This is a genomic window from Bradyrhizobium paxllaeri (genome assembly GCF_001693515.2).
Lineage (GTDB): Bacteria > Pseudomonadota > Alphaproteobacteria > Rhizobiales > Xanthobacteraceae > Bradyrhizobium > Bradyrhizobium paxllaeri.
Map to the genome: position 1 here is coordinate 166,341 of NZ_CP042968.1, position 13,009 is coordinate 179,349.

11 protein-coding genes are annotated in these 13,009 nt (G+C 63.8%); 3 read left to right on the forward strand and 8 right to left on the reverse strand.

Features of this window, described 5'->3' with window-relative positions; all coding sequences use genetic code 11:
* Nucleotides 1-64 precede the first annotated feature (64 nt).
* The 8 genes from pnp to rimP all read right to left on the reverse strand — a co-directional run bounded on the left by pnp (nucleotide 65) and on the right by rimP (nucleotide 10,437).
* Nucleotides 65-2,221: a polyribonucleotide nucleotidyltransferase gene (pnp, locus tag LMTR21_RS00825; RefSeq protein ID WP_065752506.1), complete on the reverse strand. Its 2,157-nt coding sequence runs from the start codon at nucleotides 2,219-2,221 to the stop codon at nucleotides 65-67.
* 319 nt (nucleotides 2,222-2,540) lie between these two features.
* Nucleotides 2,541-2,810, reverse strand: a complete 270-nt coding sequence (rpsO, locus tag LMTR21_RS00830) for a 30S ribosomal protein S15 (protein WP_028347859.1) — start codon at nucleotides 2,808-2,810, stop codon at nucleotides 2,541-2,543.
* Nucleotides 2,811-2,812: 2 nt separating this feature from the next.
* Nucleotides 2,813-3,982 (reverse strand): tRNA pseudouridine(55) synthase TruB, encoded by a 1,170-nt coding sequence (gene truB / locus LMTR21_RS00835; RefSeq protein WP_141688254.1) that lies wholly within the window; start codon nucleotides 3,980-3,982, stop codon nucleotides 2,813-2,815.
* Nucleotides 3,982-4,395, reverse strand: a complete 414-nt coding sequence (rbfA, locus tag LMTR21_RS00840; RefSeq protein ID WP_065752507.1) for a 30S ribosome-binding factor RbfA — start codon at nucleotides 4,393-4,395, stop codon at nucleotides 3,982-3,984. The genes truB and rbfA overlap by 1 nt, the downstream gene beginning before the upstream one ends.
* Before the next feature lie 152 nt (nucleotides 4,396-4,547).
* The gene (gene infB / locus LMTR21_RS00845) at nucleotides 4,548-7,223 is read right to left on the reverse strand and encodes a translation initiation factor IF-2 (protein WP_065752508.1); all 2,676 of its coding nucleotides are present in this window, start codon (nucleotides 7,221-7,223) and stop codon (nucleotides 4,548-4,550) included.
* A 79-nt stretch (nucleotides 7,224-7,302) separates the two neighbouring features.
* Nucleotides 7,303-7,983 carry an RNA-binding protein gene (locus LMTR21_RS00850; protein WP_065752509.1) on the reverse strand — a complete coding sequence of 227 codons (681 nt, stop codon included), beginning with the start codon at nucleotides 7,981-7,983 and terminating at the stop codon, nucleotides 7,303-7,305.
* Between the two features lie 75 nt (nucleotides 7,984-8,058).
* A complete protein-coding gene (gene nusA / locus LMTR21_RS00855) occupies nucleotides 8,059-9,669 on the reverse strand; it encodes a transcription termination factor NusA (RefSeq protein ID WP_065752510.1) in 1,611 nt (536 codons plus the stop codon).
* A gap of 3 nt (nucleotides 9,670-9,672) precedes the next feature.
* Nucleotides 9,673-10,437: a ribosome maturation factor RimP gene (gene rimP, locus LMTR21_RS00860; RefSeq protein ID WP_065752511.1), complete on the reverse strand. Its 765-nt coding sequence runs from the start codon at nucleotides 10,435-10,437 to the stop codon at nucleotides 9,673-9,675.
* A gap of 338 nt (nucleotides 10,438-10,775) precedes the next feature.
* Between rimP and LMTR21_RS00865 the strand changes: the two genes are divergently transcribed.
* From LMTR21_RS00865 to LMTR21_RS41420, 3 genes are all read left to right on the forward strand, one after another.
* Nucleotides 10,776-11,846: a DUF2336 domain-containing protein gene (locus LMTR21_RS00865; RefSeq protein ID WP_065752512.1), complete on the forward strand. Its 1,071-nt coding sequence runs from the start codon at nucleotides 10,776-10,778 to the stop codon at nucleotides 11,844-11,846.
* A gap of 247 nt (nucleotides 11,847-12,093) precedes the next feature.
* Nucleotides 12,094-12,594, forward strand: coding sequence for a phytanoyl-CoA dioxygenase family protein (locus tag LMTR21_RS41415; RefSeq protein ID WP_283813537.1), 501 nt, complete (start codon nucleotides 12,094-12,096; stop codon nucleotides 12,592-12,594).
* Nucleotides 12,591-12,935 carry a phytanoyl-CoA dioxygenase family protein gene (locus LMTR21_RS41420; protein WP_283813538.1) on the forward strand — a complete coding sequence of 115 codons (345 nt, stop codon included), beginning with the start codon at nucleotides 12,591-12,593 and terminating at the stop codon, nucleotides 12,933-12,935. The genes LMTR21_RS41415 and LMTR21_RS41420 overlap by 4 nt, the downstream gene beginning before the upstream one ends.
* Nucleotides 12,936-13,009 lie beyond the last annotated feature (74 nt).

The window sequence follows — 13,009 nt, forward strand, 5'->3', positions numbered from 1 at the left end:
AACGCAGCCAGACAACAAAAAAGGGCGGCCTTTCAGCCGCCCTTTGTCACATTCCAGCGATGCCTTACTCGCCGGCCGCTTCGCGCGGCGCCTGGGCTTCCGCCTTCTGCTTGGCCTCAAGGTCCTCGCCGGTGGTCTGGTCGACCACCTTCATCGACAGCCTGGTCTTGCCGCGGTCGTCGAAGCCGAGCAGCTTGACCTTGACCTTGTCGCCTTCCTTGACGACGTCGGAGGTCTTCTGCACGCGTGCCGAAGCGAGCTGGCTGATGTGGACGAGACCGTCCTTGGCGCCGAAGAAGTTCACGAACGCGCCGAACTCCATCACCTTGACCACGGTGCCGTCGTAGATCTGGCCGATCTCCGGATCGGAGGCGATTGACTTGATCCACTTGATCGCAGCCTTCATCGCCTCGCCGTCGTTGGAGGCGACCTTGACGGTGCCGTCGTCCTCGATGTTGACCTTGGCGCCGGTCTTCTCGACGATCTCGCGGATCACCTTGCCGCCGGTGCCGATCACTTCACGGATCTTGTCGGTCGCGATCTTGAAGGTCTCGATGCGCGGCGCGTATTCGCCGAGTTCGGCGCGGGCGTTGGTGAGCGCCTTGGCCATTTCGCCGAGGATGTGGATGCGTCCTTCCCTGGCCTGGCCGAGGGCGACCTTCATGATCTCCTCGGTGATGCCCTCGATCTTGATGTCCATCTGCAGCGAGGTGATGCCCTGGTCGGTGCCGGCCACCTTGAAGTCCATGTCGCCGAGATGATCCTCGTCGCCGAGAATGTCTGACAGCACCGCAAAGCGCGAACCTTCCAGAATGAGGCCCATCGCGATGCCCGCGGTCGGCCGCTTCAACGGTACGCCCGCATCCATCAGCGCCAGCGAGGCGCCGCACACCGAGGCCATCGACGACGAGCCATTGGATTCGGTGATCTCGGAGACCACGCGCACCGTGTAGGGGAATTCGTGGTGCGGCGGCAGTACGGGGTGGATGGCGCGCCAGGCGAGCTTGCCGTGGCCGACCTCGCGGCGCTTGGTGCCGCCGAGGCGTCCGGTTTCGCCGACCGAGTAGGGCGGGAAGTTGTAGTGCAGCAGGAACGTCTCTTTGTACGTTCCCGACAGCGCGTCGATATACTGCTCGTCCTCGCCGGTGCCGAGCGTGGTCACGACCATCGCCTGGGTCTCACCGCGGGTGAACAGTGCCGAACCGTGGGCGCGGGGCAAGACGCCGACTTCAGCGACGATGTTGCGCACCGTCTTGACGTCGCGGCCGTCGATACGCTTGCCGGTGTCGAGGATGTTCCAGCGAACGATCTTGGCTTCGAGCTCCTTGAACACGCCGGCGATGCGCAGCTTGTCGTATTTCGGCTCCTGCCCTTCCGGGAAGTAGTGCGCGATCACCTTTTCCTTGGCGGCGCCGACCGCCGCGTAGCGGTCCTGCTTGATCGGGATCGCGTAGGCCGTGCGCAGCTCCTGCTCGATCAGGCCGAGCATTTCCTTCTCGATCGCGCTGTTGTCGATGGTGGTGACCTCGCGCGGATCCTTGGCGGCCTTCTCGGCCAGTTCGATGATCGCCTTGATCACCGGCTGGAAGTGGCGATGGCCGAACATGACGGCGCCGAGCATGATCTCTTCCGAAAGCTCCTTGGCTTCGGACTCGACCATCAGCACCGCGTCGGTCGTGCCGGCGACGACGAGCTCGAGCTGCGTGTCGGTCATCTCGTCGAGCGTCGGGTTGAGGATGTATTCGTCGTTGCTGAAGGCGACGCGTGCCGCACCGATCGGCCCCTTGAACGGGGCGCCCGAAAGGGTCAGCGCTGCGGACGCGGCAACCATCGACAGCACGTCGGGATCGTTCTCCATGTCGTGCGAGAGCACGGTGACGATGACCTGGGTTTCATTGCGCCAGCCGTCGGCGAACAGCGGACGGATCGGGCGGTCGATCAGGCGGGAGACCAGCGTCTCCTTTTCGGTCGGACGGCCCTCGCGCTTGAAATAGCCGCCGGGAATGCGGCCCGCGGCATAGGTCTTTTCCTGATAGTCGACGGTCAGCGGCAGGAAGTCGACGCCTTCACGCGGCGCTTTCGCAGCGACGACGGTGGCGAGCACAACGGTCTCGCCATAGGTGGCGATCACGGCGCCGTCGGCCTGACGGGCGATCTTGCCGGTTTCCAGCTTGAGGGGACGTCCACCCCAGTCGATCTCGACGGAATGCTTATTGAACATAGTGGTCTTCTTTCATGGGTTCACGAGAGCGCGGAGCCCAAAAACACAAAGACCATGCGCAAGACGGCGAGATCCTGGTCGCTTTTGCGAGATCAGCATCTGGCGATCCTGCCATGGTCTTTATCTTTCGGATGGCGTCCATCCTCTCGGCAGTCACGGGCACCTTGCCCTGCCCAGCGGCCGGATTGCTGCTGGGCGTTTGTCGAGCACGATCCTTGTCGGATGATGCTCCTTGCGCATGATCGTCTCCAACAATCGGAGTCCGTTTTCTTCGGGAAATCATGCGAAAACGCGCGCAATCTGCGCGCGTACTCTCAAATCAACGACGAATGTTATGCTTTTCGAGCAATGCCTTGTAACGCGCCTCGTCCTTCTTCTTGATGTAGTCGAGAAGGGAGCGGCGCGTCGACACGAGCTTCAGCAGGCCGCGGCGTGAATGATTGTCCTTCACGTGGGTCTTGAAGTGGCCCGTGAGATTGTTGATGCGTTCCGAAAGGATCGCAACCTGGACCTCGGGCGAGCCGGTGTCGCCGGCTTTGGTGGCATTCGTCTTGATGACTTCCGCTTTGCGTTCGGCGGTAATCGACATCGTCAAACTCTCTCATTGCTGCGACCGGGGCTGGCAGTCAGCCCGGTCAGGTTGAACACGCGCTTGGGGATGAGTTCGCCATTGCCAATTTCGGCGAGGGCCAGAAGACGGCCTGCCACCGTGACATAGACTGTGCCGCTACTATTGGGCGCATCCCGTCCGCGCAACAAAACGGCCTGGCCCCTGTGGAGCCTTGCCGCATCAGCCCGTGTGACGGCCAGTGCCGGGATGTCGTCCAGCGCGGTCTCAACGGGCAAAAGCGCGTCGGCGAGGCTTCCCTCGCCAGACGCGGCTCTATTGCATAAAGCCTCCAACTCTTCCAGCGGAATCATGTCCGTCTCGCGGAATGGGCCGACCAACGTCCGCCGCAACGCGCAGATATGGCCGAAACAGCCCAGAATCCGGCCGATATCGCGGGCCAGCGCCCGGACATAGGTTCCCTTGCCGCACTCGGCCTCGAACACGGACTGGCCGTTATCTCCATGTTCTACAAGGGTTAATTCGTGAATTTCGACCGGCCGGGGCTTCAATTCGACGGTTTCGCCGTCCCGCGCCAGATCATAGGCCCGCTCGCCCTGGACCTTGATCGCTGAATATTGCGGTGGGATCTGCTCGATCAGGCCGGTGAACTGCGGCAGCAGGGCCCGTATCGCCTCAGCCGATGGCCTGAGTTCGCTGGTCCTGACAACCCGCCCCTCGGTATCGTCGGTATCGCGCTCCTCGCCCCAGGCGACCGTGAAGCGGTAGCGCTTGCGGCCGTCCATCACGAACGGAACGGTCTTGGTGGCCTCGCCGAGCGCGATCGGCAAGCCGCCGGAGGCCAGCGGATCGAGCGTGCCGGCATGGCCGGCGCGCTTGGCCTGGAACAGGCGCTTGAGCACGGCAACCGCATGCGTCGAGGTCATGCCGATCGGCTTGTCGAGAATGACCCAGCCATGGACGTCGCGCTTGTCGCGTCGGGGCTGATTGTTCTGGCGCGGCTGCTTCTGGCGCGGATCGTTATTGGTGCGGCGTTCGTCGTCGCCAGCGCGACGTTCGTCGTCGCCGGCGCGACGTTCGTCGTCGCCAGCGCAGCGCTCGTCGCGCGGCTCACCTGAAAAAATATTTTTTTTAGCGCCCTGCGAATCGGCAGTTTGCTGCGCGATCGCGCGGTTGGCGGAGGGCATCGTCATCACTTGTCGTCCGAATCGGGTGCGAGGTCTCGTTGCACCGCAGGTGTTCTCAGTAATTTCTCGATCCGTTCCGCTTCGTCGAATCGTTCGTCGACGCGAAAGCGGAGCTCAGGGGAAAATTTTAAGTTAACGCGGTGAGCGATCTCGCCGCGCAGGAATTTCTTGTTGCGATCGAGCGCCGCGAGCACGATGTCGGTATCGCGGCCGCCGAGCGGCATCACGTAAATCGTCGCGAGCTTCAGGTCGGGTGACATCCTCACCTCGGGAACGGTGATGATGTGGCCTTCGAGGTCGGGGTCGTGAACGTTACCCTGCGACAGAATATCGGCGAGGGCATGGCGCACGGTCTCGCCGACGCGCAATTGTCGCTGCGAGCCGCCGGGAGCGGAACCCTTGTTGTGGTGACGGGGCATTAGAGTCTCTCATAGCCGTCAAGCCCGCGCGTCTCGCGGGCATCACGTCTTGCTTGTTTAATCAGGATCAGGACGTGGATGGCCGGAACAAGTCCGGCCATGACGCCACATTTTCAGTCAATAAAATCCGAAGCTCTTCGCAAGGTTTGGACTTACAGAGAGCGCTGGATCGTCTCCACGCGATAACACTCGATGACGTCGCCGACACGCATGTCGCCGTAATTCTCGAACGCCATGCCGCATTCCTGGCCGGATTGCACTTCCTTTACTTCATCCTTGAAGCGCTTCAGCGTCGAGAGCTTGCCCTCGTGCACCACGACGTTGTCGCGGATCAGGCGAACATTGGCGCCGCGCTCCACGGTGCCGTCGGTGACGCGGCAGCCGGCGACCTTGCCGACCTTGGAAATGTTGAACACTTCCAGGATCTGCGCATTCCCCAGCATGGTTTCGCGCAGCGTCGGCGCAAGCAGGCCGGACATCGCCTTTTTGATGTCGTCGACGAGATCGTAGATGATGTTGTAGTAGCGGATCTCGATGCCGTTGCGCTTGGCGGCTGCGGCGGCTTCCTTGTTGGCGCGCACCGAGAAGCCGATGATCGCGGCATTGAAGCCTTCCGCCAGCGTGACGTCGGATTCGGAGATGCCGCCGACGCCGGCATGCAGGATGCGCGCGGCAACTTCCTCGGTGCCGAGCTTTTCCAGCGATCCCAAAATCGCCTCGAGCGAGCCCTGCACATCGGCCTTCACGATCAGCGGGAATTCCTTGCGGCCCGCAGTCTTGAGCTGCGACATCATCTGCTCGAGCGAGCCGCGCATGCCGGAAATCGACGCGGCGGCGTTCTCGCGCTTCTGGTGGGCGCGGTAGCTCGTGACCTGGCGGGCGCGGGCTTCGTTCTCGACGACAGCAAGGCGGTCGCCGGCTTCCGGCGGGCCGTTGAAACCGAGCACCTCGACCGGGACCGAAGGTCCGGCCTCGTCGATGTTCTCGCCCTGATCCGAGATCAGTGCGCGGACGCGGCCCATCTCGGCGCCGGCCACGATGATGTCGCCGACGCGCAGCGTGCCGCGCTGGACCAGCACGGTGGCGACCGGACCGCGGCCGCGATCGAGCTTGGCTTCGATCACGGTGCCTTCGGCGGGCCGTTCCGAATTGGTCTTGAGGTCGAGCAGTTCGGCCTGCAGCGCGATCATCTCCAGCAGCTTGTCGAGATTGGTCTTGTTCTTGGCGGAGACTTCGACGTCGACGACTTCACCGCCGAACGATTCGACCTGGACCTCGTGCTGCAGCAGTTCGGTGCGCACGCGCTCCGGCTTGGAGTCGGGCTTGTCGATCTTGTTGATCGCCACGATCATCGGCACCTTCGCCGCCTTGGCGTGGTTGATCGCTTCCACCGTCTGCGGCATGACGCCGTCATCGGCCGCAACCACCAGGATCACGATGTCGGTGACCTTGGCGCCGCGGGCGCGCATCGCGGTGAACGCGGCGTGGCCGGGGGTGTCGATGAAGGTGATCTTCTTGCCGCTTTCCGGCGAGGTCACCTGGTAGGCGCCGATATGCTGGGTGATGCCGCCGGCTTCGCCCGACACCACGTTGGCATGGCGCAGCGCGTCGAGCAGCGATGTCTTGCCGTGGTCGACATGGCCCATCACGGTGACGACAGGCGAGCGCGGCTCGGTATCGGTGGTGTCGTCGACGATGTCGAACAGGCCCTCTTCCACGTCGGACGCGGCGACGCGCTTGACGGTATGACCCAATTCCTCGGCGATCAGTTGCGCCGTGTCGGCATCGATCACGTCGGTGATCTTGTGCATCGCGCCCTGCTTCATCAGCAGGCGGATGACGTCGACCGCGCGCTCCGACATGCGGTTGGCGAGTTCCTGGATGGTGATGGCTTCTGGAATCGTGACCTCGCGGATCAGCTTTTCCTTTGGCTCGTTGGAGGCGTGGCCCTTCAGACGCTGGGTACGGCGGCGGAACGAGGCGATCGAGCGCTCGCGCACATCGTCATTGAGCGCGGTGACCACCGTCAGGCGGCCGCGTTCCTTCTGCGGTCCGGGCTTGTGGGTGGTCTTGGGGGGCGCTGCGGGGCGCATGGCGCCGCCAGGGCCGCGCCGAACCTGACGCGGACCTTCGTCCTCGTCGGAACCATCGGCGGCGACGGGCGTGCGCGCAGCCGGTGTCGCTGCAGCGGGACGGGCGCCAGCCGGGCGTGCGGCAGCCGGTCGGGCGGCGGCGGCAGCAGGTCGCGCTGCGGCGGCGGGTGCCGCCGGCGCCGCGGGCTTGGCCTCGGCCTCGCCAAATCGCTTCTTGGCCTCCACTTCGGCCTTGCGCTTGGCTTCCTCTTCCTGGCGATGCCGCTCTTCCTCGGCCTTGCGGCGGGCTTCGGCGGCCTCGCGCTCGGCCTGCTCGATGCCTTCGCGGCTGGCGCGGCGCTTGGCCTCTTCCTCGGCCAGGCGCCGTTCCTCGACTTCACGCACCTTGGCGTCGGCCAGCGCGCTGGCGCGGGCGGAACGCTCGTCTTCCGTCAGCGTCCGCAGCACCACGCCCGAACCCGAGCGCGGCGCGCCACCGGGCGCTGCCGCGGGGCGGCCGAGCGGGGGCTTTGCCGCGGGCGCCGCCTTGGCGACGACCGGCTCCGGCGCATGCGTTTCCGTGGCGGGCGCATCGCCGCCGACGCGGCGCTTGCCACGCTTTTCGACCACGACCTGCTTGGTCCGGCCATGGCTGAAGCTCTGGCGCACGGTGCCCGTCTCGACCCGCGGCTTCAGCGTCAAGGTCTTGGTCGGAACACTCAAAGTCTTGTCGCCAGGCGTTTTGGTATCAACCATTCAGCAGTCCTAATCTCGTTAGCATGGTGCGTTTTCCGCACCGTCATTGCAGCAGGGTCTTCGGAACCAATCGTCGTCGTCAGAATTTCTGGCCGCCATCCCCGGTCTTGTCGTCATCGTCCGTCCGGTATCGAACCAGGATCTGGCAGCGCGACAGGAACGTTTTGCTCGCCGGGCCCGCGAGCAGCGCAGCATGTATCACATTTGACCGGCCCAGTGCCAAATCCAATTGTGCCGAGGTTAAAGCAGTCACAACCGGCAAATCCCGCGATTCGCCGACATTTCGGCCCCTTTGCCCGGCGATCGCGTCCAATTTGCGGATTCCGTCGGCCGCGCCGTCGGAAGCGTGAATCAGCACATCAGCCCTGCCCTGTTCGAGCAGGCCCTGGACCTTGGCAAAGCCGGAAATGACCTGACCGGCCTTGGCCGCCATGGCCAGCGCCTCGGTGCAGCTTCGTTCCAGCAGGGCCTCGGTATCGGCGGGAAGGGTGGCCGCGACCCGGACGTCGCGCTTGAACCCTCGGCTAAATTGGTGACGCCGGACCGCTTCCGCAACCGTCCGGCGCGAGGCCGATACCCAGAGGCCGCGGCCGGGCAGCTTGCGTTTCAGATCGGGAACGACGTCGCCGGAGGGGGCGACCACGAAGCGGATCAGCTCGTCGATGCCGCGCACCTCGCGGCTGACCGCGCACATCCGCATGGTCGCGGACTTGTCGGTCCGCGGCCCATGGTCGAGATCGGGGTCAGCCAAAGCCAGCATGCCTGTTGAACGGTCCCTGTCATCTGCGCACGGTCGGCGCGCAGCAAAGAGTTTCGGTTTTGCGGAACACCCGCATTACGCCGTCTGGTCTTCGGCAGCCTGGGCCGCCTCGGTCTGCTTGGCGAGTTCGGCCTCGGTGATCCAGCCGGCAATGACGCGCGCCTGCATGATCATGCGCTCGGCATCGTCGCGGGAGATTTCGTTGGCGTCGAGAATGCCGGCATGCTTGGTCGGCTCGCCGCCTTCCTTGCGCTCGGTCCAGCCGACCAGATCGTCGGTCGCACAGCCCGCCAGATCCTCGACCGACTTGATGTCGTTCTCGCCGAACTTCACCAGCATCTTCGAGGTAACACCGGGCACCGTCTTCAATGCATCATCCACACCGAGCTCCTTGCGCTTGTTTTCCAGCTCTGTCTCGAGCTGTTCGAGATATTCCCTTGCCCGGCTCTGCAGCTCATTGGCTGTTTCCTCGTCGAAGCCTTCGATACCGGCCAGTTCCTTGACATCGACCAGTGCGAGTTCCTCGACCGAGGTGAAGCCTTCCGACGCCAATAGCTGGCCGACGACCTCGTCGACGTTCAGCGCTTCCATGAACACCCGCGTGGAGTTCTCGAAATCGGCCTGGCGGCGTTCGGATTCTTCCTGCTCGGTGAGGATGTCGATGTCCCAGCCGGTCAGTTGCGAGGCGAGGCGCACGTTCTGTCCGCGCCGGCCGATCGCCAGCGAGAGCTGGTTGTTGGTGTCTGGAACCACGACCTCGATCCGCTCGCGGTCCTCGTCGATCACGACCTTGGCGACTTCGGCGGGCGCCAGCGCGTTGACGACGAAAGTCGCGATGTCGGGCGACCATGGAATGATGTCGATCTTCTCGCCCTGCAGCTCGTTCACCACCGCCTGCACGCGCGAGCCGCGCATACCGACGCAGGCGCCGACCGGATCCACCGAGGAATCCCGGGAAATCACGCCGATTTTCGCGCGCGAGCCGGGATCGCGGGCCACCGCCTTGATCTCGACGATGCCGTCATAGATCTCAGGCACTTCCTGCGCGAACAGCTTTGCCATGAATTGCGGATGGGTGCGGGAGAGGAAGATCTGCGGGCCACGGGTTTCGCGGCGGACATCGAAGATGTAGGCGCGAACGCGGTCGCCGTTGCGGAACACTTCGCGCGGCAGCATCTCGTCGCGGCGGATGATGGCTTCACCGCGGCCGAGATCGACTATCACGCTGCCATATTCGACGCGCTTGACGACGCCGTTGACGATGTCGCCGATGCGGTCCTTGAATTCCTGGTACTGCCGGTCGCGCTCGGCCTCGCGCACCTTCTGCACGATCACCTGCTTGGCGGATTGCGCGGCGATGCGGCCGTACTCCAGCGGCGGTAGCGTATCGGCGATGGTGTCGCCGACCTGCGCGCCCGGATTGGCGCGCTGCGCGTCCGCCAGCGAAATCTGGTTCGAGGAGTTCTCGACCTGCTCGACGACCAGCATGTGGCGCGACAGCCTGAGCTCGCCCTTCTTGGCGTCGATCTCGGCGTGAACGTCGGTCTCGCTGCCGTAACGGGCGCGGGCCGCCTTGGCGATGGCGTCCTCCATCGCGGCGATCACGATGCCGCGGTCGATCGACTTTTCGCGGGCGACCGCGTCGGCGATCTGCAGCAGCTCGAGTTTGTTGGCACTGACTGCCATGGCCTAGTCTCCTTCGGTAGGATCGGTCTCGCCCCTGCGCAGTCTTTCTGCGGCGAGGCGGTGTCTCTTGGTATTCGTCGGCTCCGGCTTCTTGCCGGACTTCGCCTTCGGTTTGTTGCTCCGGGCCGGATCGCTCTTCTTCGCGTGCGGCGGAGGTGGCGGCGCCAGCCCGAGATTCTGTTTGAGTTCGCGCTCGGCCTGCTTGCCGCGTCGCATCGATTCCGCAATCAATTCGTCGGTCAAAACAAGCCGTGCATCGGAGATGTCTTCCATCACCAGCAGCACGTCGGCATCTTCGTCCGCGCGTGTGTCATCCCGATGTAGGCGCACGGCATCGCCTTCGACGCCGGCCAGCGTACCACGGAAACGCTTGCGGCCCTGATGGGCGACAGCCATTTCGATCTTAACGAGATGTCCGCCAAACCGTTCGAAATCGGAACGGCGCACCAGCGGGCGGTCGATGCCCGGCGAGGATATCTCCAGCCGGTAGGCGCGGTCGATCGGATCGGCGACGTCGAGCACCGGCGACAGCGCCCGCGAGATCGCCTCGCAATCCTCAATCTGCATCGTACCATCAGGCCGCTCGGCCATGATCTGCACCGTGCAGCCGGCCTCGCCGGAAATCCTGATCCGGACCAGCCGGTAGCCCATTCCCTGCAGCACCGGGGAGGCCACTGCCGACACCCGCGCCGCTACGCCCGGCTCGACGACGAGACGGGGCTCGGCCAGGAGGTCGGCATCCTCGGGAACAGCAGTTGGATCGGTCATGTCCAGGGTCAAAAGCGTCTTACTTGCATGGGTTTAGGTCGGGCCTAACCGGAGGTCCGGCCGGTTCCCTGAGCCGCCCCTGATGTCCATTCTGGGCAGGGCAGGTTCAGGTAATAAAAAAGAGCGGGTCCCGGGGGGCCCACTCTCAATACGCGATCGTATGAGATCCATAAGTTGCCGCGGATATAGCGGTTTTTCCGCAATCCGACAAGGCCCGCGATCCCGTTAAGTCCGATTTTGCCAAGCTTTGAGAGGTGGGCAATAATCTAACCCTTCATTCACAAACGCTGCCTAGATTTCCCGAAAATCAGCCAATTTGGCCGGTTTGGACGGGGTTTATGACTATTTCACCATCGCTGATTCCGGAACTCGACGACATCGTCAGTCGTGGCGACCCCAAGCGCCGCGCCGATGCCATGCGCCGTATCAGCGAGCTGTTCCTGCAGGGTGCGGCGAGCTTCCGCGCCGATCATGTCGATCTGTTCGATGGTGTCCTGACCAGCCTCGTCCCGCATGCCGAGATCGAGGCGCGCGCCGAACTGGCCGAGCGCCTGTCGACGCTGGCGAATGCGCCGCGTGGTCTGGTCGGCCAGCTTGCCCATGAAGATGAAATTGCCGTCGCAGGTCCGTTGCTGCGCCACTCGCCGGTCATCGACGAAAAGATGCTGCTCGAAATTGCCTCCATGAAGGGCCAGGGTCATCTGCTGGCGATGGCGGAGCGTCCCGCGCTTTCGGCCGATCTTACCGATGTCATGATCGCCCGCGGCGACCGCGCCGTGGTCAGGCGCGCTGCCGGCAATGCGGGCGCAGCGTTTTCGTCAGATGGATACTCGACGCTGATCAGGCGGGCCGGCCAGGATGGCGTGCTGACGATCAAGCTTGGCCAGCGCGACGACCTGTCTTCCGAACAATTGAAGGAGCTGCTCTCCGGCTCCATCGACGTCATTCGCCGCCGCCTGTTCCAGGTCGTCAAGCCCGAGCGGCAGGCCGACATCAAGCAGGCGATGGTTGCCATCACCGCCCCGTCCGAACGCGAGGAGCGGCGCGACTTCCTGCCGGCACAGCGCACCGTGCTCAAACTCCACCGTGAGGGCATGCTCGGCGAGGGCGCATTGCTCAACTTTGCCAGGGCCTTCAAATACGAGGAGTCGATCGCCGCGCTGTCGGCGATGACCGGCGTCAAGATCGAAACCCTCGATCGCCTGATCAGCGGCGAACGCTACGATCCGATCCTGATCGCCGGAAAATCCATGGACCTCGAATGGGCCACGGTGCGCGCGCTGATCATCCTTCGGCTCGGCCCGACGAAAACGCCATCGCCGGCCGACATCGAAAACGCGCGCGTGAATTATGTGCGCCTGATGCCCACGACCGCCCAGCGCGTCGTCGAGTTCTGGAAGACGCGGTAATCGGTCTCTCCTCGTCATTGCGAGCCAACGGGTCGCGCGAATGCGCGCCCGATGACAGGCTCCGCGAAGCAATCCATCTCTCCGCTCGGGGATAGATGGATTGCTTCGTCGCTTGCGCTCCCTTGCGCAAACGCTTCGCGTTTGTCGTAGGCAATGACGGCGTCAGCGGAAATACCTCCCAAACCCCGAAACGGCGCGCTATCCTTCACGTCAAGGCGCGATACGGCGTCATTCCGGGGGGCGCGACATGACGGACGTTCAGGTTCAAGCCCATGCCAACAGGATCCACGACGACGGTTTCACCGTCATTGAAGGCGCGGCAAGTCCCGAACTGGTCGAAGGCTTGGTCACAACGCTGGAGCGCATCGAGCGCGAGCATCAGCTCGGCCCTGCCAAAACCTCGTTCGAAGGCTTCAAGACCGTCCGCATCAACAATCTCCTCACCTATGACGACCTGTTCTGGGAGGTGCCGTTGCACGAGAACGTGCTGCCGGTGGTCGAGCACGTGCTGGACAGGGAGTGTCTTTTGTCCTCGTTCTGCTCGCTGGTGCTGGGACCGGGACAGGAGGCGCAGCCGATCCACGAAGACACGCAACTGATCCCGTTGCCGCGCCCGCACATTCCGATCACCATCAATGCGATCTGGGCGCTGTCGGATTTCCGCGACGATAACGGCGCGACGCGGATCATACCCGGCAGCCACAAATATGATTCCTCGCCGGAATACGGCCAGGACTATGCGCGGTGACCGCGACGATGAAGGCCGGCAGCGTGATGCTGTTCGACAGCGCGCTGTGGCACGGCGGCGGCGCCAACAACTCGGATGAGCGGCGCTTCGCCTTCTCCTGCGCCTATTGCTGGGGCTGGATGCGCCAGCAGGAAAATCTGCAGCTCGGCATTCCCCGGGAAACCGCCAAACGCTTCCCGCGCCGTCTGCAGGAGCTATGCGGCTACAGCGTCTACAAGGGGCAGTTCGGCCACATCGACAATCACGATCCGATCGAGCTGCTCGGTCGCGAACGCGGCAAACGCATGGTGTGGGAAGCGACGGACGCGCGTAAGGCGCGGATGGCGAAAGGGACGAGCTAGCTCTCTCCGTCATGGCCGGGCTTGTCCCGGCCATCCACGTCTTTTCCGCCGCACCACCTGTAAGACGTGGATGC